Consider the following 20254-nt stretch of genomic DNA (forward strand, 5'->3'; position numbering starts at 1 on the left):
CGTCTAGACCTCTGGGCGGAACGGCTGAACAAGGACCCCTGTATAGGTATGCATGGGCGGGTACGGTGGGACTCATCGCCCGCAGCAGACGGGCGGGGTGCGTGTCGTCTGGGGGTGCAGGGATGAAGCATGATCACAAGCGGGCCGCCCCGAACGACGGGCCGCCCATCACCGCGAACACCATGAACACCGAGCTGGCGCAGGCCGCGGCCGCCGGGCTGTACTCCGGCGCGGAGCATGACGCCTGCGGCGTGGGCATGGTCGCCCACATCCGGGGCGTGAAGTCGCACGGGATCGTCGCGCAGGGCCTGAAGATCCTGGAGAATCTGGACCACCGGGGCGCGGTGGGCGCCGATCCGCTGATGGGCGACGGGGCCGGCATCCTTATTCAGATTCCGCACGAGTTCTATGCAGCGCAGATGCGCGCTCAGGGCGTGGAACTGCCACCCCCCGGGGATTACGGCGTGGGCATGATCTTCCTGCCGAAGGAGATCGCGTCCCGCCGCGCGTGCGAGCAGGAACTGGAACGCGCCACTCGCGCCGAAGGGCAGGTTGTGCTGGGCTGGCGAGACGTGCCGGTGAACCGTGACATGCCCATGAGCCCGGCCGTGCGCGAGAAGGAGCCGGTGATCCGGCAGATCTTCATCGGGGCCGGGCCGGACACGCTGGTGCCGGACGCGCTGGAACGCAAGCTGTACGTGATCCGCCGCCGCGCCAGCAACGCGATTCTCGCGCTGAACTTCACGCACGGTGCCGAGTACTACGTGCCCAGCATGTCGTGCCGCACGGTGATCTACAAGGGCCTGCTGCTGGCCACGCAGGTCGGCGAGTATTACCTGGACCTGCAGGACGACCGGGTGGTGTCGGCGCTGGCGCTGGTGCACCAGCGCTTCTCCACGAACACCTTCCCGGAGTGGCGCCTGGCGCACCCGTACCGGATGGTGGCCCACAACGGCGAGATCAACACCGTGAAGGGCAACTTCAACTGGATGCGCGCCCGCGAGGGCGTGATGCACTCGCCGGTGCTGGGCGACGACCTGAAAAAGCTCTACCCCATCTCCTTCGAGGGCGAGAGCGACACCGCCACCTTCGACAACGCGCTGGAACTGCTGACGCTGGCCGGGTACCCGATGGCGCAGGCGGCCATGATGATGATCCCGGAAGCCTGGGAGGGCAACACCCTGCTGGACGACCGGCGCCGGGCGTTCTACGAATACCACGCCAGCATGATGGAGCCCTGGGACGGCCCGGCCGCGATGGTGTTCACGGACGGCCGGCAGATCGCCGCGACCCTGGACCGCAACGGCCTGCGTCCCGCGCGGTACGTGCTCACCCGGGACGACCTGGTGGTGCTGGCGTCCGAGGTGGGCGTGCTGCCCGTGCCGGAGTCGCGCATCGTGAAGAAGTGGCGGCTACAGCCCGGAAAGATGTTCCTGATTGACCTGGAGCAGGGCCGGATCATCGAGGACGACGAGCTGAAGATGCAGTTCGCGTCCGCCAAGCCCTACCGGCAGTGGGTGGAGAACACGAAGTTCCGCCTGGACGACAGCGACGAGACCGGCACGGTCGGCGAGTTCGACGAGCCGCTGCTGAGGCGCCAGCAGGCTTTCGGGTACACGCAGGAAGACCTGAAGTTCCTGATGGGCCCCATGGCCAAGACCGGCGAGGAAGGCATCGGCAGCATGGGCAACGACAGCCCCCTGGCGGTGCTGTCCGAGCGCACGAAGCCGCTGTTCCATTACTTCCGGCAGCTGTTCGCGCAGGTCACCAACCCGCCCATCGACCCCATCCGCGAGTCGGTGGTGATGAGCCTGGTGTCGTACGTGGGCCCGCGTCCGAACCTGCTGGACGTGAACGCCGTGAACCCCCAGATGCGCCTGGAGGTCGAGCAGCCCATCCTGGACTTCGACGACATGGCCCGCGTGCGCGCCATCAGCGAGCACACCCGCGGCAAGTTCCGCGCCTTCGACCTGGACATCACGTACCCCGCCGAGTGGGGCGCGCGCGGCATCGAGGCGAAACTGGCGACCGTGAACGCCTGGGCGGTGGACGCCATCGAGAACGGGCACAACATCATCGTGATCAGCGACCGCCGCGTGAACGCGGAGCGGGTCGCGATTCCCAGCCTGCTGGCCCTGAGCAGCATCCACCACCACCTCGTGAAGAAGGGCCTGCGCATGCGCGCTGGCCTGATCGTGGAAACCGGCGACGCCCGCGAGGTGCATCACTTCGCGGCGCTGGCCGGGTACGGCGCCGAGGCCATTCACCCGTACCTCGCGCTGGAAACGCTGGTCAGCCTGCACCGCCCGGTGCCGGGCCTGCCGGAACTCGCGGAGGTCACGCCGGAGAAGGCGGTCGCGAACTACATCAAGGCGGTCGGCAAGGGCCTGAGCAAGATCATGTCCAAGATGGGCGTGAGCACGTACATGAGTTACTGCGGCGCGCAGCTGTTCGAGGCGGTGGGTCTGCAATCCGAATTCGTGAACAAGTACTTCTACGGCACGTCCAGCCAGGTGGGCGGCATCGGCGTGTTCGAGGTGGCCGAAGAGGCCCTGCGCATGCACGCCGCCGCCTTCCGTGACCCTGACCAGGTGCCAGGCAACCCGGCGCGGGGCGACCTGGACGCCGGCGGCGAGTACGCCTGGCGGGCCGGCGGCGAGGAGCACCTGTGGACGCCGGACGCCATCGCGAAACTGCAGCACAGTGCGCGCAGCGGTTCGTACGCCACGTACGAGGAGTACGCCCGGATCATCAACGACCAGAGCCGGCGGCACATGACCCTGCGCGGGCTGTTCACCCTGAACACCGCCGGGCTCACGCCCGTGCCGCTGGACGAGGTGGAGAGCGCCGCGGAGATCGTGAAGCGCTTTGCGACCGGCGCCATGAGCCTGGGCAGCATCTCCACCGAGGCGCACACGTCCCTGGCGATCGCCATGAACCGCATCGGCGGCAAATCCAACACCGGCGAGGGCGGCGAGGACCCCGCGCGGTACGAACGGGAACTGCGCGGCGAGGCCATCGGGGCGGGGGAGAGTCTCACTTCGGTGCTCGGGCAGGGGCCGGACGGCACGCGGCGCGTGGAGGTGGACTTCCCGCTGGAACCCGGCGACAGCCTGCGCAGCCGGATCAAGCAGGTGGCGTCCGGCCGCTTCGGGGTGACCACCAATTACCTCGTCAGCGCCGACCAGATCCAGATCAAGATGGCGCAGGGCGCCAAGCCCGGGGAGGGCGGGCAGCTGCCCGGCGGGAAGGTCAGCGAGTACATCGGGTTCCTGCGGCACAGCGTGCCCGGCGTGGGCCTGATCTCCCCGCCGCCGCACCACGACATCTACAGCATCGAGGACCTCGCGCAGCTGATCCACGACCTGAAGAACGTCAACCCGCGTGCGGACATCAGCGTGAAGCTCGTGTCGGAAGTCGGGGTGGGCACCATCGCGGCCGGCGTGGCGAAGGCCAAGGCCGACCACATCGTGATCGCCGGGCATGACGGCGGCACGGGTGCGAGCCCCTGGAGCAGCATCAAGCACGCCGGCACGCCCTGGGAACTGGGCCTGGCGGAAACGCAGCAGACCCTGGTCCTGAACAGATTGCGTGACCGGGTGCGCGTGCAGACCGACGGGCAGCTCAAGACCGGCTGGGACGTCATGGTGGCCGCGCTGCTGGGCGCCGAGGAGTTCGGGTTCGCGACCGCGCCGCTGGTCACGCAGGGCTGCATCATGATGCGCAAATGCCACCTGAACACCTGCCCGGTCGGGGTGGCGACCCAGGACCCCGCCCTGCGCGCGCGCTTCACGGGCCGGCCCGAGCACCTGATCAACTACCTGTTCTTCGTCGCGGAGGAGGTGCGCGGGTACATGGCGCAGCTCGGCATCCGGCGCTTCGACAACCTGATCGGCCGCAGCGACCTGCTGGACACCCGCGCCGGCATCGAGCACTGGAAGGCGAGCGGGCTGGACTTCAGCCGCGTGTTCTACCGCCCGGACGCCGGGGACGCCGCGCCCCGCCAGATGGTCACGCAGGACCACGGCCTGGACCGCGCGCTGGACCTGAGCCTGATCGAGAAGTGCCGCCCCGCCATCGAACGCGGCGAGAAGGTGCACTTCCTGCAGGACGTCCGCAACGTGAACCGCACCGTGGGCGCGATGCTGAGCGGCGAACTGATCCGCGCCCGCCCGCAGGGCCTCCCGGACGGCACCGTGCACATCCAGATGGAAGGCAACGGCGGGCAGAGCTTCGGCGCGTTCCTCGCCCCGGGCCTCACGCTGTACCTGATCGGGGACGCCAACGACTACACTGGCAAGGGCCTCAGTGGCGGAAGAATCGTGGTGCGCCCCACCATCGAATTCCGCGGCAAGGCTGAGGAGAACATCATCGTCGGGAACACCTGCCTGTACGGCGCCACCGCCGGCGAGGCGTACTTCCGCGGCGTGGCCGGCGAACGCTTCGCGGTGCGCCTGTCCGGCGCGAAAGCCGTGGTGGAAGGCACCGGCGACCACGGCTGCGAGTACATGACCGGCGGGACCGTGGTCGTCCTGGGCCGCACCGGAAGGAACTTCGCGGCCGGCATGAGCGGCGGCGTGGCCTTCGTGTACGACGAGGACGGCACCTTCGCGCAGCGCTGCAATCAGAGCATGGTCAGCCTGGAACGCGTGCTGCCCGACGACGAACAGATGCAGGCCGCCCACCCCCGCACCCTGCACTTCGGGCAGAGCGACGAGGCGCACCTGCGCGGCCTGATCGAGGAACACCACCGCTACACCGGCAGCGCCCGCGCCGCGTACCTGCTGGACCACTGGGACGCCGCCCTGAAGCACTTCGTGAAGGTCATGCCCCACGAGTACCAGCGCGCCCTGCGCGGCCGCGCCCGCACGCCCGACGCCCCCGGCCAGCCGGCCGGTCAGGGCACCCTCACCCCCTGAGTCACGCACGGAGAGAGCAATGAGCAAGATCACCGGTTTCCTGGAGCAGCCGCGCGTGAAGGAGGCGTACGCCCCGCCCGCCGCCCGGTTGAAACACTACCGCGAGTTCGTCACGCCGCTGGACGCCCCGCAGGCCCGCCGGCAGGCGACCCGCTGCATGGACTGCGGGATTCCGTTCTGCAACAACGGCTGCCCGGTGAACAACATCATCCCGGACTTCAACAACCTCGTGTACCAGGACGACTGGCGCGCGGCGCTGGACGTGCTGCACCGCACGAACAACTTCCCGGAGTTCACGGGCCGCATCTGCCCCGCGCCGTGCGAGGCGGCCTGCGTGCTGAACATCGACGGTGACCCGGTGGGCATCAAGAGCATCGAGCTCGCCATCATCGAGCGCGGCTGGCAGGAAGGCTGGGTGGCGCCGCAGCCCCCGGCCGTGAAGACCGGGAAGCGCGTGGCCGTGGTGGGCAGCGGTCCGGCCGGTTTGAGCGCCGCGCAGCAGCTTGCCCGCGCCGGGCACGACGTCACGGTGTTCGAGAAGAACGACCGCGTGGGTGGCCTGCTGCGTTACGGCATCCCGGACTTCAAGCTGGAAAAGGCGCATATCGACCGCCGGGTGGCGCAGCTGGAGGCCGAGGGCGTCACCTTCCGCACGGGCGTGCTGGTGGGCGCCTGGGACGAGAAGAGCCGCGTCACGAACCTCAGCCGCGAGACCGTGACGCCGGACGCCCTGCGCGCCGAGTTCGACGCGGTGCTGCTGGCCGGCGGCGCCGAGGTGCCGCGCGACCTGCCGGTGCCGGGCCGCGACCTGGACGGCGTGCACTTCGCCATGGAGTTCCTGCCGCAGCAGAACCGCGTGAACGCCGGCGACAAACTGAAAAAGCAGCTGCGGGCCGACGGGAAGCGCGTGATCGTGATCGGCGGCGGCGACACCGGCAGCGACTGCGTGGGCACCAGCAACCGGCACGGCGCCCTGAGCGTCACGCAGTTCGAGGTGATGCCCCAGCCGCCCGAAATGGAAAACCGTCCCCTGGTGTGGCCGTACTGGCCGCTGAAGCTGCGTACCAGCAGCAGCCACGAGGAGGGCGCCGTGCGCGAGTTCGCCATTGCCACGACCGCCTTCACCGGCAAGGGCGGCAAGGTCACCGGCCTGAAGACCGTGCGCATGGAACTGCGGGACGGCCGGTTGCAGGAAGTGCCCGGCAGCGAGGAAACCCATGAGGCCGACCTGGTGCTGCTGGCCATGGGCTTCACCAACCCCATGGGCCCGGTGCTGGACGCGTTCGGCGTGCAGAAGGACGCGCGCGGCAACGCCCAGGCCAGCACCGACGAGGACGGCGGCTACGCCACCAGCGTGGACGGCGTGTTCACCGCCGGGGACATGCGCCGCGGGCAGAGCCTGGTCGTGTGGGCGATCCGCGAGGGCCGGCAGGCGGCGCGCAGCATTGACACTTTCCTGATGGGCCGCAGCAGCCTGCCGCGCTGAGCGGCGGGCGTCAGTCCTCCTCGGCGGGCAGCTCCTCCCCGCGCATCAGCCGCTCGAACTGCTGCGTCAGCTTCTCCGGCGTGACCCGCGCGCCGCCCATCCGCTTCGGGCCGGCCGGGGTGTGCAGCAGCAGCGTGGGGTACCCGGGCACGGGCAGAGTCTTGCGGCGCTCGAAGCCCGCCTGCGCCTCGGCCAGCACGGCCGGGTCGGTGGCGTCCTGCGCGGCCTGCTCGGGGTCCAGGTGCAGGTCGCGGGCCACGCCGGCCAGCACCTCGGGCCGGGCGAGGTCCAGGCCGTCCACGTACCACGCCTTCTGCAGGGCGTGCGCGATGTCCAGCGGGCGCTCCGGCGCCTGCCGCCGGAGCGCCCAGAAGGCCACGGCGGACACCGTGGAGTCCAGCACCGTGCTGCCCTCCCGCACCGCCGCGCGGAAGTCGTCCCCGAACTGCGCGCCCGTCATCTCCGTGACCCGCTCGGCGCCTTCCAGCACGCGGTCCTTCTGCCCGACCGGCACCACCCGTTCCCCCACCAGCATGCCGGCCGGCAGCACGTCCACGCTCAGGCGGTCCCTGTTCGCCTCGGCGAACTCACGCAGGGCGTCCCCGAAGGCCCAGCACCAGATGCAGTACGTGTCGGTGACGTAGGTCAGCTGCGCTTTGTCCGTGGCGGTCATGCCGGCCAGTCTGGCACGCCTTCAGTTGCTCACGGGCGCGCCGCCCGCGCGGTGCAGGGTGTTGTCCGCCCACAGGTACCGGGCGGCCAGGGTGCGGTACGGCCGCCACAGGTCCAGCACCTCGTACGGCTGCGCGTTCGGATGCAGCCGGCTCAGCCCCTGCCGCAGGCCCAGGTCCCCGATGCTGAACACGTCCGGGCGGGCCAGCGCGAACATCAGGAACATCTCCCCCGTCCACCGCCCGATGCCCGGCAGCGGCAGCAGTTCCGTGATCACCTGCTCGTCCGGCAGCTCCGAGAGCCGCGCGAAATCGATCCGGCCGCTGTGGGCGGCCTCGGCGATGGCCTTCACGGTCCGCACCTTCGCCCACGACAGGCCCAGGCCGCGCAGGTCCTCCCCCTCCGCGGAGAGCAGCGTGTCCGGCGTGACCTCGCCCAGGTGCGCCACCACGCGCGCGTGGATGCTGTCGGCGGCCTTCACGCTCAGCTGCTGTCCGGTCACGTTCCGCACCAGCGTCCCGAACGGGTCCGGCGTGGGCGTCAGGACCGCCAGGTCCCCCACCCGGGCGATCACCTCCCGCATCACCGGGTCGCGGCCCAGGTGCGCGGCGGCGTCCGCGTGGTGCCGCAGCGGCGGCAGAGGAGCAGGGGACGCGGCGGAATCGGGCATGCCCCAGCTTACGCTGCCGGCCCTGGGGCGCGGCCCGCAGCGTCAAGGCCACCTAAACGGCGGCCCGGCCCGCCGTCCGGCCCGCTGGGGGAACATAGCCCCATGCCCCGCCCCCTTCCTGCCCTGCTGCTGGCCGCCCTGCTGGGGGCCGCGTCCGCCCAGATCCGGGTGGGCAACGTGATCATCTCCCCGCCCGGCCAGACCCCACCCCCCCGCACCGGCGGCGCGCCGAGCGCCGCGCCCAGCCCGGGAGTGCCGGCCGGCATGCAGGAGGTGCGCGGCACCCTGACCGGCCCGGCCGCCGCGCGCCTGCCCGCCGGGGCGCAGACCACCGTCACCGTGCAGGACGCCGCGCCCGGCCGCGCCGCGCCGCTCGTGAACGTGAACTTCCGGATGAGCCGGCTGCCGAACACGTACATGGTGTACTTCAGCCCCGGCCGCCTGGGCGCCGGGAAACGCTACGTGGTCACCGCGATCGTCCGTGACGCCCAGGGCCGCACCCTGTACCGCGGCGTGGCCGACCTGGGCCCCCGCACCGGCAAGCCGCTGACCGTGAACCTGCGGCTGCAGCCCGCCCGCTGACCCACGCCGGCCGTCAGCGGCCGACCTGCAGGGCGCGGTCCACCAGCGTGCGCGTGAAGGTGTTCAGCGGGTACTCCAGCGCCTCGTCCAGCGTCACCCACGCCCAGGCCTCGATCTCCTCGTTCGGGGTGACGGCGTGCGTGTCCGCACTGGCGAAGTAGTCCACCAGCAGCAGGTGCGCGGGCCGCCAGAACTCCTCGCTCAGCACGGCCTCCTGCGTCTGCGCGTACAGCACGTCGAAGAGCTCCAGGCCGACCTCCTCGCGCAGTTCGCGTTTCACGGCGTCCACCAGGGTCTCGCCCCAGTCCACCTTGCCGCCCGGCACGCCCCACGCGCCGCGCCATTTCGTGGTGCGGACCAGCAGCACCCGGCCGTCCGGTCCCCACACCAGCGCCCCCACGCACACCACCGGTTTTTCCATGCCCACAGCCTAGACTGCCGGCGCGGGCCGGCGGTACCGGGTCACAGCCAGGGTTTCTTGCCGATCAGGTACTCACGCTGGAATTCCGCGTCGGATTTCGTCAGCAGGATGAGTCCCTCGACCAGCCCGAACACGCCCAGCGCCGAACTGACCAGCATCGCCAGCGGAATGGTCAGGGCCAGCCCCACGATGAACAGCAGCGTGCCCAGCACCAGCGCCACCACCCACGTGCCGATGTGCAGGCCCAGCAGCGTCAGGCCGGGCGTGGTCATGCCCAGGTAGAACTTGTGCACGCCGAACGCGCCCAGGAAGATCGCCAGCAGGCCCGCCACCAGCCGCTTCTGCCCCACGTCCCCCAGGGCCACCGGCGCGTCCGGGTGGCCGTAGCGGTCCAGCGGCTGCGTCGTCAGTGGCGGGGTGGGCACGGCCTCGCCCCAGGCGTCCGTGCGCGGCGCCCAGGGGTCCGGCACGTCCGCCACCGGCTGCGGCACATGCCCCTGCGGCGCGGAGGCCCGCTGAGGGGTGGGCACGGCCGGGTTCTTCACGTGTCCGCCGGTCGCGCGCGCCACCCAGTCGTCCGGGTCGAAGCGGGAGCCCTGCGGAATCGGCAGGTCGTCCGGCAGGCGCAGCTCATCGGCCGGGTCCGGCGTGAGGGGCGCCGCGGTGGGGGCGGGCGCGGGCGGCGTGAGGTCCGGCGTGACCGGCGGCCGGGTGGGCGCCGGGGTCGGCGTTCCGGCGCGGGAGGCGTTCAGGACGTCGTCCACCCAGGCGGGCGCGTTGCCACTCGGGGTCCGCTCGTTCCCGGACGGGCCGCCGGCCCCCCCGGACTCGGGTGCATCAGACTTGGTCATGCCCCATTGAACCACTCCGGCATGCGCCGGGGCGTCCACCTAAAGTCAGGGCCCGCCCGGTGCCCGGCCGCGCGCGAGCAGCACCGGCACGGGCACCGTGACCGGCCCGGCCCGGAACAGCGGCGCGAGGTCGTGCAGGTGCGCGTCCCGCAGCCGCGTGACCGTCCCGGCGTCCAGGGTCCGCAGCGGGTCGCCCTCCAGGCCCGCCTCGATGTCCGCCCAGCGGGCCTCCGCCGACGGCACCACGTACGGCAGGGGAGCCACCCCCGCCTCCACGGCCACGAACCCGGCCGCGCGCAGCAGTTCCAGGGCCGAGGCCACGTCCGGCACGCGGCCCAGCGGGGGAGAGGCCGGCGTCAGGCCCTCCCCGGCCAGCCGCTGGCGCCACAGGCCCGGGAAGTCGCCCAGCAGGCCCCGCCCGAAGGTCGTGAACGCCACCTGCCCGCCCGGGCGCAGCACCCGCCGCCACTCGCGCAGCGCCTCTTCCATGTCCGGCATGAAGAACAGCCCGGCGCCGCAGGTCACCACCTCAAAGGTGGCGTCCGGAAAGGGCAGGGCGCCGGCGTCCGCCACCTGAAACTCTGCCCGGCCGGCCGCGCGGGCCTGCGCCACGCGGACCATCTCCGGCGAGAAATCGGTGCCCACCACGCGTCCCGCCTGCCCCCGCGCCGCCACGCCCAGCGCGACCTCGCCGGTGCCGCAGGCCACGTCCAGCACCGCGCCGCCGGCCGGGACCTCCACCTGCGCCGCCAGGTGCCGGGCCGCCAGCGTCAGGAAGCCCAGCCGGTCGTAGCTGGCCGCCACCCGCCCGAACAGCGCCCGGTTGCGCTCTGCGTGCCCTGCCCCGCCCGTGTCCGTCATGCCCTCAGCGTACCCGTGCACAAGGAACCGCCCCGGCCGAGGAGGCCGGGGCTGGAACAGGGGGGGCCTGCTCAGGTCCGCTCAGACCTTGCGGTCGGCGTCCATCAGGTCGCGGTCGGCCTGGTCGTTGTTCATGTTGGCCTTGGCGCGGTCCTCGGCGGCCAGGGCGTCATGCTTGGGGTTGCCGGTGACGGCGCCGGCGACCTCGTGGCCCATGGCGCGCAGGTGGTCGGCGCCCTCTTCCAGCTTGTTGCCCGCGGCGCTCGCCACGTCGCCCGCCGCGCTGCCCACGCGGGTCGCGCCGCCAGCCACCGCAGCCCCCGCGCCGGCCACGCCCGCGCCGCTCACGTAGGAGCCGTTGTGGCGGCGCACGGCGGCGTCCAGCACGTCGGACGGCACGTGCTCGTCCACGGCCACGGCGCGCCCGCCGCCGCTCACGCTGGTGTGCATGTGGTCGTAGTCGGCGTCGTCCACGGCGTACCCGTCGGCAGCGGTGCGGCCGTCGGCGTTCTCGTCAATGCCCATGGCGCCGCCGGTGGCGCCCACCGCCGCGCCCACGCCGGAACCCAGCGCGGTCATGCCCAGAATCACCGGGAGAGCCAGGCCGCCGCTGGCGACCACGGCGCCCGCACCCAGGATGCCGGCGGCCGCGCCGACCAGCGCGCCCACGCCGGTGCCCTTCACGGCGCCGGCCCCGGCGTCCTCCGCCCCGGCGCCCGCGTCGCCGGCGTAGGTGTCGTTGCTGTAGGTGTCGGTGGTCATGCCGCTGCGGCGGGTCACGTTCGTGGTGCCCACCTCGGGCCGCACGACGCCCTGGCTCTGCAGGTCGGCGATGAAGGCGTCGGCGTCGGCCACGGTCGGGAAGACAATATGTTTCATGCCTGTCATTGTTCCGGCCGCCTGAAGTCCCGGTGTGAGAGGACAACCGTGCAATCCCCACCCTTCCCGTAACCAACCCATAACTTCCTTCACGCAACCCCGGTCCACGCTCAGGCCACGGTGGGTGCCCGGGCCGTCAGGTATACTTGTCCGTTGCTGCGGCCTGCCCGCGCCCTCCTGCGCGGCCCGGCCCGCTGATTCTCTCCTCACGCCCACGGTGCCCGCACCGTTCAAAGGACGCCATGACCCGAACCCGCCGCTCCACCCCCGACCGCTCCCCGGCTGACCCGGCCCGTTCCGCACCGGACCGCAGCCCCGCCGCGCCCCGCGCCGCCACCGGCCTGCCCCTCCAGGACCTCACCCAGTGGCCCACGCTGCTCGGCGGCCGCACCCCCACCCCCGTGCAGGCCGGCGCGATTCCCGCGCTGCTGGCCGGGCGGGACGTGATCACCACCGCCCGCACCGGCAGCGGCAAGACGCTGGCCTTCCTGATCCCGGCCGCGGCGCGCGGTATCGGCCTGAGCGAACCGCGCGGCATCCGTCCGGAAGTGCTGATCATCACGCCTACCCGCGAACTCGCCGTGCAGATCCGCGACGTCGCCCGCGAACTCGGCCTGCGCGCCGGGCGCATCACGGGCGGCATCACCCCCGGCCAGACCCGCACCGAGGCGAGCGGCAAGGGCGTGATCGCCGGGACCCCCGGGCGCCTCAAGGACCTGATCGGCAAGGGCGAGCTCTCCCTGGCAGGCCTGAAATACGTGGTGCTGGACGAGGCCGACGAACTGCTCTCCCTGGGCTTCCTCAAGGACGTGGGTGACATCCTGCGGTCCGCGCAGCGCGCCGCGCCGCAGCAGCTGCAGCTCGCCATGGCCAGCGCGACCTTCCCCGCCGCGATCCGCAAGGTCGCCGAGACGTTCATGCACCACCCCGAGCGCATCGACATCGCACCCGACCCGCAGACCATCACGCAGGAGGACGAGGACATCCTGGGCGGCGCGACCGGCGCCACGCACCTGCTGGTGAACACCAACCGCAACGACGTGCTGGACGTCACCGCCACCCACACCCGCGACGCCCTGAAAACCCCGGGTGGCTGCGTGGTGATCTTCTGCCGCACCAAGCACATGGTCAAACGCCGCGCCGAACAGCTGCAGGCCATGCTGCCCGGCGAACTCGTCAGTCCGCTGCAGGGCAACATGGACCAGAAGAAGCGCGAGAAGACCATGCAGCAGCTGCGTGACGGCGAGTCCCGCGTGCTGATCGCCACCGACATCGCCGGGCGCGGCATCGACCTGCCCGAGGTGCGCGTGGTGATTCACATGGACGTGGCCGCCACCGCCGAGGACCACGTGCACCGCTCGGGCCGCACCGCCCGCGCCGGCCGGCCCGGCACGAACCTGGTGCTCCTGATTCCCGAACAGCGGCAGCTGTGGCAGAACGTCCGCCGCGCCCTGCCCGAGGCCCTGCACCCGCCCCTCACCCGCGAGGAAAAGGACATCGACCGTGAGATCCAGGAAAAGCAGGGCGGCAACCGCGGCCAGGGCGGGGGTGGCCGGGGCGCCCAGGGGGGCGGCCTACGCCCGGCGCAGGGCAGCAACCGGGGGCAGCAGGGCGGCCGCAGTCAGCAGGAGCGGGGCCAGGGCGGCCACCAGGGCCGCGGGGGCCAGGGGGGCGGTCAGCGTCCCGCCCGTGACAGCCAGGCCCGGGACGGCCAGTCCCGCGGGGCCCGCCCGGAGCGGGGCGCCACGCTGGAGCGCATGACCTTCGACGCCCCGGACTTCTCGTCCTCGGGCAGCCGGGACCGCAGTGGCCCGGCCTCAGGGACCGGCGCCGGGCGCGTGGGACCCCGCCCGGCCCGCCGCCGCCGCTGACCCAAAACCCGACCACGCGCCCGCCCCGCCCGCCTTGCCGGCGCGGGGCGTTTTTTTGCGCTGCTGCTTGCCCCCGGTGGGGGCAGGCGGGGCCGACGTCCTCACGTTCAGGCGGTAGACTGCCCGGCACATGGAATCGAAGGTCATCGTCGTCACTTCAGGCAAGGGGGGCGTGGGCAAGACCACGACCACCGCGAACATCGGGGCGGCGCTCGCCAAGCTGGGCGAGAAGGTCGCCGTCATTGACGTGGACGTCGGCCTGCGCAACCTGGACGTGGTCATGGGCCTGGAATCCCGCGTGGTGTTCGACCTGATCGACGTGCTGGAAGGCAAGTGCCGCATGAACCAGGCCCTGATCCGCGACAAGCGCGTGGAGAACCTGTTCCTGCTGCCCGCCTCCCAGACCCGCGACAAGGACGCCCTGGACCCCGAGGTGTTCAAGGGCGTGATCCGCCGGCTCATCGAGGAAGACGGCTTCAACCGCATCCTGATCGACTCCCCGGCCGGCATCGAGTCCGGCTTCCGCACCGCCGCCGCCCCCGCCGAGGGCGCCCTGGTGGTCGTGAACCCGGAGGTGTCCAGCGTCCGTGACGCCGACCGCATCATCGGGCTGCTGGAGGCCGCGCAGGTCAACGACATCCGGCTGGTCATCAACCGCCTGCGCCCGAAGATGGTCGCCAGCGGCAACATGCTGTCCGAGGCCGACATCCTGGACATCCTGGGCGTGAAACCCATCGGCATCGTGCCCGAGGACGAAGGCATCATCGTGAGCACGAACGTGGGCGAGCCGGCGGTGCTGGGCCGCACCAAGGCCGGCGAGGCGTTCATGGCGACCGCCCGGCGCATGAAGGGCGAGGACGTGCCGTACCCGAAGTTCGAGGAGAAGAGCGGCTTCATGGAAGCGCTGCGCCGCCTGTTCGGAGGGGCCTGACATGTTCTCCTGGCTGAAAAAGGGCCGCAGCAAGGAAACGCTGAAAGACCGCCTGGAACTGGTCCTGGCGTACGACCGCGCGCAGATCCCGCCCGGCAAGGTGGACGCCCTGCGCAACGACCTGCTGGAGGTCGTCAAACGCTACTTCCCCACCGGGAACAGCAGCGTGGAGATCGAGCAGCGCGGGGACATGGTGGTCCTCATGGCGAACATCCCCCTGGACGAACAGCAGCCCAAACGCTGAGACCGTGAGGCTCGCGGTCCTGGGAGACGTGCACGGCAACGCCTTCGCGCTGGAGGCGGTGCTGGCCGACGTCCGCTCCGCGGCGCCGGACGCCCTGTTCAACCTGGGCGACACCGTGTGGGGTGGAGCGGACCCCGCCCGCGCCTGGGCGCTGCAGCAGGAATTCGCCCCGCCCACCGTGCGCGGCAACACCGACGAGACGCTGGCCGTATGGCACGCGGACCGCGGGCAGGTCTGGCAGGACTGGCTGCGGCCCCTGCTGCCGGCCGAGCTGCCTGCCCGGCTGGGCGCCCTGCCCACCACCGCCGAGGTCGCAGGCGGGGAGGTCCTGCTCGCGCACGGCACCCCGCACAGCGCCTGGACTGCGCTGTTCAGCGCGGACGGAGGTGGCGTGCCCCTCCCACCCCGCGAGATCGCGCAACGCGTGCAGGGGTGGCCCGGCGCGCGTGTGGTCGTGGTGGGCCATACCCACACCGAACAGGTCGCCACGCACGGCGGCGTGACCTTCGTGAACGCCGGGTCGGTGTCCCGCCAGCCGCGCGGCACCGACCCGCACGCCCGCTGGGTGCTGCTCGAACGGCGCGCCGGGGCCTGGAACGTCACGTTCCGCCGCGTGCCGTACGACACGGCCACGGCCGCCTGCTGGGCGCGCCAGCACTGCCCGCTGGGCGAACAGGAAGCGGCCCTGCTGCTCGGCCCGCCCTGACTCCGCGCGGCCCGGTCGGCTGTGACCTTTCCCCACTCTGGATTCACCCGCGCGGCTTACGCTGTGCGGGTGATGTGCTTGAGTGGCCCCGGTGGCGTGTGTGGTGATCGGCCTTGAAGTACGACGTGCGGTTTCCGACGGTGGTGCTGGCGCTGCTGGTGATCGGCCTGATGACGGTAAGCACGGCGGCGCTCTCGCCGCGTGCGCCGAGCGGCATCTTCGTGAAGCAGATCGCGGGCGTGTTCCTGGCGGCGGTGCCCATCGGCGTGATGTGGTGGGCGGGCCGGGACCGCATCTACAAGTTCGCGCCGTACCTGTACGGGCTGGCGCTGCTGATGCAGGCGAGCACCTTCGTGATCGGCAAGGAGGTGAACGGGCAGCGCAACTGGATCAGCCTGGGGCCGCTGCAGTTCCAGCCGCTGGAGATCCTGAAGTTCACCCTGATCCTGATGCTGGCCCTCACCCTGCGCGCCGGGTACCGGGGCCTGCCCACGTACGCCCGGGCGCTGGCGGTGTTCCTGCCGGCGGTGGGGCTGGTCGTCCTGCAGGACTTCGGCGGCGCGATGGTCCTGAGCGTGATGTTCGGGCTGATGCTGCTCGCCGCCCGGATTCCCTGGTGGCACGCTGCGCTGGCCGTGCTGGCCGTGGCGGTGGCGGTGCCCACGGTGATGTACCCGCACCTGGAACCGTACCAGCAGAAGCGCCTGACGATCTTCCTGGACCCCTACCAGGACCCGCGCGGCGCCGGGTACCAGGTCATCCAGAGCACCATCGCGGTTGGTTCGGGCGGCGTGCAGGGCAAGGGCTACCAGCAGGGCACGCAGTCCCACAACGGCTTCCTGCCCGAAGCGCAGACGGACTTCGCGTTCAGCACCTGGGCGGAGGAACAGGGCCTGGTGGGCGGCGCAGCCGTGCTCGCGCTGTACGGCTTCCTGCTGTGGGGGCTGGCGGGCATGGCGGCCGAATCGCCGCGCCTGCAGGACCAGATTCTCTTCGCGGGCGTGCTGGCGCAGATCGGGTTTCAGGTGCTGGAGAACATCGGCGCGGCCCTGAGCGTGCTGCCGCTCACCGGGATCACCTTGCCGCTGATCAGTTACGGCCTGAGCAGCCTGGTCAGCACGCTCAGCACCCTGGGGCTCGCGTACGTGGTGTACCGCGACCGGTACGACGGGAGCATCTGAGGTGCCGGCCTTGACCGGCAAGGTCGCCCTGGTGACCGGGGCGTCCCGGGGGCTGGGGCGCGCCGCGGCGCTGGAACTGGCCGCCGCGGGCGCTTTCGTGATCGGCACGGCCCGCAGCACCCGAGCGCAGCCCTCCCGCCCGGACCGGCCCGACCTGACCGTGGACACTACCCTGGACGCCATTCACGCGGCCGGCGGGATGGGCGAGGCGGTGCGCTGCGACCATACCGACCCGGCGCAGGTGGAGGCCCTGATGACCGGCATCCGGGCGCGGCACGGGCGGCTGGACATCCTGGTGAACAACGCCTGGGGCGGCCACGACGACCCGGGCGTCCCCGGCGGCGGGGCCGAGGTGTGGGACGAACCGCTGGCGCAACTGAGGAGCATGTTGCTGGCCGGGGCGTACAGCGATTACGTCACCGGCCTGCTGGCGCTGCGGCACCTGATGGGCCCCGCCGGGCAGGGCGTGATCCTGACCACCACATACCACACGGACGAGCCGCCCGGCTGGCTGCCGTACGAGGTGAGCAAGGCCGCGAAGAACCGCCTGACGTACGTGCTGGGCGAGAAGCTGCGCGGTGCGGGGATCGCGTGTGTGGCGGTGTCGCCGGGCTGGATGCGCACGGAACTGATGCTGGAGCACCACACGCCGGAGGAACTGGCCGGTCAGACGGAAACGCCCCACTACGCCGCGCGGGCCCTGGTGGCGCTGGCCGCCGACCCGGACGTGGCGCGCCACACCGGCCGCGTGCTGGATGTGGGGGACGTGGCACGACTGTACGGGGTGACAGACGTGGACGGGTCGCAGCCGCAGTGGCATGCCGAGCACCGCGGCGGGCCCCAGGACGCGTAAAGCCGCGCGGGAACGACAGGCACCGCCTGCACCGGGCCGGGGCAGTCTGCCGCGCCGGACGTGTGGGTGTTGAGGCCAGTCTGAATTTGTCCACGGCTGTTCTCATCTATGGGTCTGCGGTGAGTGAGGGTCAAATTTCGATGCAAATGCGAGGAATGTCGCCCTGAACGGGTTTTACAGTCGCTTTTGGGCCTGAGGACGTCCTTGTCAGGGACGGATGTCCTCCCCCATATGGGGGGCGCGGACAATGTCTGCATCGTCAGAAATAGAGACTCTGTAAAATACCGCACAAGTCTGCGTGAGGCCATGACTCATGGCCTCACGCTGGCCCCTTCCTAGACTCTTGACACAACGGCGACGCTCTTCCAGACGACCAGTTTCGCTCCCGTTGAAGACCTCAAGGGGGGCTGTGAATCTCGGCGCGTAATCGGTCACCTAAGCGCTGAAGGGAGCCAGTGGTGAGACCGCCCCATCAAGGAGATGGCATGCGCCACGACACGATTTACGCCATGATCCCGGCTTGCAGGGCCGGGCAGGACAAAACCGGGATTTCAGAAACCGCTCAGCTTTCTCATTCTATTCTCCTGACTGCCTCAGGCCGGAGGAGCGCATGAGCGTCGCCCAGATCACCCTGTACGTGATCGTGGCCCTGCTCGTCACGAAGGCCGTCCTGACCATTGTCCTCGCCCTCTACCACCTGCGCGTGCAACGCCAGCGGCAGGCCCGCAGCGCCGCTGCACCCCTGCCCGGCGTGACCGTCCTGATCGCCGCGTACAACGAGGAAGTCGGCATCGCCGACACGCTCAGCTCCGTGCTCAGCCAGGATGTTCCCCAGTTGCAGGTCATCGTGGTGGACGACGGCTCACACGACCGCACCGCCGAGATCGCCCGGCAGTTCGCCCACCAGGACCCCCGCGTGCTGGTGCTGCAGCAGCCGAACGCCGGCAAGGCCGCCGCCCTCAACCACGCCATCCGCTACGCCCAGCACCCCGTCAGCGTCAGCGTGGACGCCGATTCAGCCCTCGCGCCCGGCACCCTGGCCCGCCTTGCCGCGCACTTCAACGACCCGCGCGTCGGTGCCGTCGCAGGGGACGTGAAGGTCGCCGGGCCCGCCACGCTGCTCACGCAGCTGCAGGGCATCGAGTACAGCGTCGGCCAGCACCTGGACAAACGCGCCCAGGACGTGCTCGGCGCCGTGAGCGTGGTCCCCGGCGCGGCCGGCGCGTACCGCACCGAACTGATGCAGAACCTGGGCGGCTACAGCAGCGACACCCTGACCGAGGACATGGACCTGACCTTCAGCATCGCCGCGGCCGGCTTCCAGGTCCGCTTCGAACCGGACGCCATCAGCTACACCGAGCCGCCCACCAGCGTGCGCAACCTCTGGAAGCAGCGCATGCGCTGGATGTACGGCACCTTCCAGTGCATGGGCAAGTACCGCCACGCCGTCCTGAACCCCCGCGCCGGCCGACTGGGCCTGCTGATCCTGCCCTACACCCTGGTGTACGGCCTGACACTGGGCGGCGCCGGTCCCCTCTTCGACCTGATCGCCCTGAGCGTGCTGCTCAGCCACTCGGTGACCGACGTGCTGGTGCCGGTGCTGCTGAACTTCGCGACCGACTTCGCCGCGGTGGCGCTGGCCCTCGGCCTGGGCCGGCGGTCCTGGCACGGCCTGGCGTACACGCCCACGCAGCGGCTGCTGCTGCGGCCCTTCGTGTTCGCGGTGATCGCCATGACCTGCGTGTCCCTCCTGCGCCGCCGGGACGTCACCTGGAATAAACTGCCGCGCGTGGGACTGCACCTGAACCCGGCCGCGCCTGACGCCCCGACCGTGCCCGCCGTGATCACCGCGGCCGCCACTGCCGCCCCGCTGCCCGAGCTGGCCCCGGCCGCCCTGGCGCCCACCCCGGAGTACGCCGCTTGATCCCCCGGGCCCTCCTGCTCACCCTGACCTTCACCCTCGGCACTGCGCTCGGCTCCGGCCCGGCGCAGGCCGCTTCCTGCGGCATCTTCGGCCTGACCGTGCCCAACCCGCAGGTGCTGGTGGCCCTGGAGAAAAAGGCCGGCTGCACCTTCCAGCACGTCCGCTGGTTTCAGGACTGGAACCAGCCGTTCAACCAGGAGTACGCCCGCCTGCTCTCCCAGAAGGGCCGCACGCTGGACCTGTCCTGGCAGCCGCGGTACGTGAGCAAGGGCAAACTGGTGGGCGTGCCGTACCGCGACATCGCCGCCGGGAAGCACGACCGGTTCATCACGCAGTTCGCGCGGGACATCAAACGCGGCGGCAAGACCGTGTCCATCAGCTTCGCGCCGGAAATGAACGGCGACTGGGGCGTGTACCAGCTCACCAGCAAGAACACGCCCGCGCACTTCAAGCAGGCCTGGAAGCGTATCGTGCACATCTTCTGGCGCGAGAAGGCCCCGGTGCGCTGGGTGTGGACGCCGAACATCCTGTACCCGACCGCGCTCAGCAGCTACCGCGAGCTGTACCCCGGCGACGGTTACGTGAACGAGATCGGCCTGGACGGGTACAACTGGGGCACCACCAACCCCTGGAACCGCTGGAAGACCTTCGCGCAGACTTTCGACGAGTCGTACGTGGCGATCAAGCAGATCACCTCCAAGCCCATGCAGCTGGGCGAACTGTCCAGCGTGGAGAAGGGCGGGGACAAGGCCCAGTGGATCCTGGATGCCTGCCGGCAGCTGCCGAAGTACGCCCGGGTGAAAAAGGCTTTCTGGTTCCACATCAATGACGGCCGGGTGGACTGGCGCCTGACCACCAGCCTCGCGTCCTTGCAGGCCTTTCGCCGCTGCGCGCCCGGCACGGCGCTCAAGTAGGGGAGAACCAGGCCGGCGGGGGACACATCACCATCAATACGACGATCTGGACTGCGGTCCAGGTCGTCGGCTTCATTAAGGGACTATTGAGGGAGGCCCCACAATATTGAGGCTTCATGAGCGCTTAATCTGTCATTACCCTGAAAGCGGGGTGAAGGCACACTAAGCGCAGCGAGGCAACCGCCGCAGGACCTGGGTTGCTCCGCGATAAAGGCAAAGCCGTCGCAAGGCGGTGACGCAAAGCCACGGGACCCCCAGGGTCAGCCGGGCCACCGAACGGAGACCGCCC

17 protein-coding genes and 1 riboswitch are annotated in these 20254 nt (G+C 70.9%); of the genes, 11 read left to right on the top strand and 6 right to left on the bottom strand.

Annotated elements, in window-relative coordinates; genetic code table 11:
• Window positions 1-182 precede the first annotated feature (182 nt).
• The gene (locus DFI_RS02485) at window positions 183-4919 is read left to right on the top strand and encodes a glutamate synthase-related protein (RefSeq protein WP_051307941.1); all 4737 of its coding nucleotides are present in this window, start codon (window positions 183-185) and stop codon (window positions 4917-4919) included.
• Between the two features lie 19 nt (window positions 4920-4938).
• Entirely contained in the window at window positions 4939-6405 is a 1467-nt protein-coding gene (locus DFI_RS02490; protein ID WP_027463339.1) for a glutamate synthase subunit beta, read from the top strand.
• Window positions 6406-6415: 10 nt separating this feature from the next.
• Here the strand turns inward: DFI_RS02490 and DFI_RS02495 are convergent, their stop codons facing one another.
• Together DFI_RS02495 and DFI_RS02500 are read right to left on the bottom strand one after the other, a co-directional pair.
• Window positions 6416-7078: a DsbA family protein gene (locus DFI_RS02495; protein WP_043778491.1), complete on the bottom strand. Its 663-nt coding sequence runs from the start codon at window positions 7076-7078 to the stop codon at window positions 6416-6418.
• A gap of 21 nt (window positions 7079-7099) precedes the next feature.
• Window positions 7100-7747 carry a DNA-3-methyladenine glycosylase family protein gene (locus DFI_RS02500; RefSeq protein WP_043778493.1) on the bottom strand — a complete coding sequence of 216 codons (648 nt, stop codon included), beginning with the start codon at window positions 7745-7747 and terminating at the stop codon, window positions 7100-7102.
• Window positions 7748-7849: 102 nt separating this feature from the next.
• Here DFI_RS02500 and DFI_RS02505 point away from each other — a divergent pair, with 102 nt between their 5' ends.
• Entirely contained in the window at window positions 7850-8329 is a 480-nt protein-coding gene (locus DFI_RS02505) for a YbaY family lipoprotein (protein WP_027463340.1), read from the top strand.
• A gap of 13 nt (window positions 8330-8342) precedes the next feature.
• On the opposite strand, the gene DFI_RS02510 is transcribed toward DFI_RS02505, so the two are convergent.
• From DFI_RS02510 to DFI_RS02525, 4 genes are all read right to left on the bottom strand, one after another.
• Window positions 8343-8750 carry an NUDIX domain-containing protein gene (locus DFI_RS02510; RefSeq protein ID WP_022800257.1) on the bottom strand — a complete coding sequence of 136 codons (408 nt, stop codon included), beginning with the start codon at window positions 8748-8750 and terminating at the stop codon, window positions 8343-8345.
• A gap of 41 nt (window positions 8751-8791) precedes the next feature.
• Window positions 8792-9601 carry a TM2 domain-containing protein gene (locus DFI_RS02515; RefSeq protein ID WP_027463341.1) on the bottom strand — a complete coding sequence of 270 codons (810 nt, stop codon included), beginning with the start codon at window positions 9599-9601 and terminating at the stop codon, window positions 8792-8794.
• A gap of 45 nt (window positions 9602-9646) precedes the next feature.
• Entirely contained in the window at window positions 9647-10462 is an 816-nt protein-coding gene (locus DFI_RS02520; RefSeq protein WP_051307927.1) for a class I SAM-dependent methyltransferase, read from the bottom strand.
• Window positions 10463-10543: 81 nt separating this feature from the next.
• Window positions 10544-11341 (bottom strand): hypothetical protein, encoded by a 798-nt coding sequence (locus tag DFI_RS02525; protein ID WP_338030630.1) that lies wholly within the window; start codon window positions 11339-11341, stop codon window positions 10544-10546.
• Between the two features lie 242 nt (window positions 11342-11583).
• Here DFI_RS02525 and DFI_RS02530 point away from each other — a divergent pair, with 242 nt between their 5' ends.
• The 8 genes from DFI_RS02530 to DFI_RS02565 all read left to right on the top strand — a co-directional run bounded on the left by DFI_RS02530 (window position 11584) and on the right by DFI_RS02565 (window position 19965).
• Window positions 11584-13212 (top strand): DEAD/DEAH box helicase, encoded by a 1629-nt coding sequence (locus tag DFI_RS02530; protein ID WP_051307929.1) that lies wholly within the window; start codon window positions 11584-11586, stop codon window positions 13210-13212.
• Between the two features lie 130 nt (window positions 13213-13342).
• Window positions 13343-14143 carry a septum site-determining protein MinD gene (minD, locus tag DFI_RS02535; RefSeq protein ID WP_027463343.1) on the top strand — a complete coding sequence of 267 codons (801 nt, stop codon included), beginning with the start codon at window positions 13343-13345 and terminating at the stop codon, window positions 14141-14143.
• 1 nt (window position 14144) lies between these two features.
• A complete protein-coding gene (gene minE / locus DFI_RS02540) occupies window positions 14145-14387 on the top strand; it encodes a cell division topological specificity factor MinE (protein ID WP_022800251.1) in 243 nt (80 codons plus the stop codon).
• Window positions 14388-14391: 4 nt separating this feature from the next.
• On the top strand, window positions 14392-15093 hold the full coding sequence (locus tag DFI_RS02545; protein WP_027463344.1) for a metallophosphoesterase family protein: 702 nt from the start codon (window positions 14392-14394) through the stop codon (window positions 15091-15093).
• A 125-nt stretch (window positions 15094-15218) separates the two neighbouring features.
• The gene (locus DFI_RS02550; RefSeq protein WP_229829636.1) at window positions 15219-16274 is read left to right on the top strand and encodes an FtsW/RodA/SpoVE family cell cycle protein; all 1056 of its coding nucleotides are present in this window, start codon (window positions 15219-15221) and stop codon (window positions 16272-16274) included.
• Between the two features lies 1 nt (window position 16275).
• Window positions 16276-17127: an SDR family NAD(P)-dependent oxidoreductase gene (locus DFI_RS02555; RefSeq protein ID WP_051307931.1), complete on the top strand. Its 852-nt coding sequence runs from the start codon at window positions 16276-16278 to the stop codon at window positions 17125-17127.
• 610 nt (window positions 17128-17737) lie between these two features.
• A complete protein-coding gene (locus DFI_RS02560) occupies window positions 17738-19051 on the top strand; it encodes a glycosyltransferase family 2 protein (protein WP_051307932.1) in 1314 nt (437 codons plus the stop codon).
• On the top strand, window positions 19048-19965 hold the full coding sequence (locus DFI_RS02565; RefSeq protein ID WP_027463345.1) for a glycoside hydrolase family 26 protein: 918 nt from the start codon (window positions 19048-19050) through the stop codon (window positions 19963-19965). Before DFI_RS02560 ends, DFI_RS02565 begins: the two co-directional genes overlap by 4 nt.
• Before the next feature lie 202 nt (window positions 19966-20167).
• A riboswitch (cyclic di-GMP riboswitch) is annotated at window positions 20168-20242 on the top strand.
• Window positions 20243-20254 lie beyond the last annotated feature (12 nt).

Source organism: Deinococcus ficus, from assembly GCF_003444775.1.
GTDB classification, from domain to species: Bacteria; Deinococcota; Deinococci; order Deinococcales; family Deinococcaceae; genus Deinococcus; species Deinococcus ficus.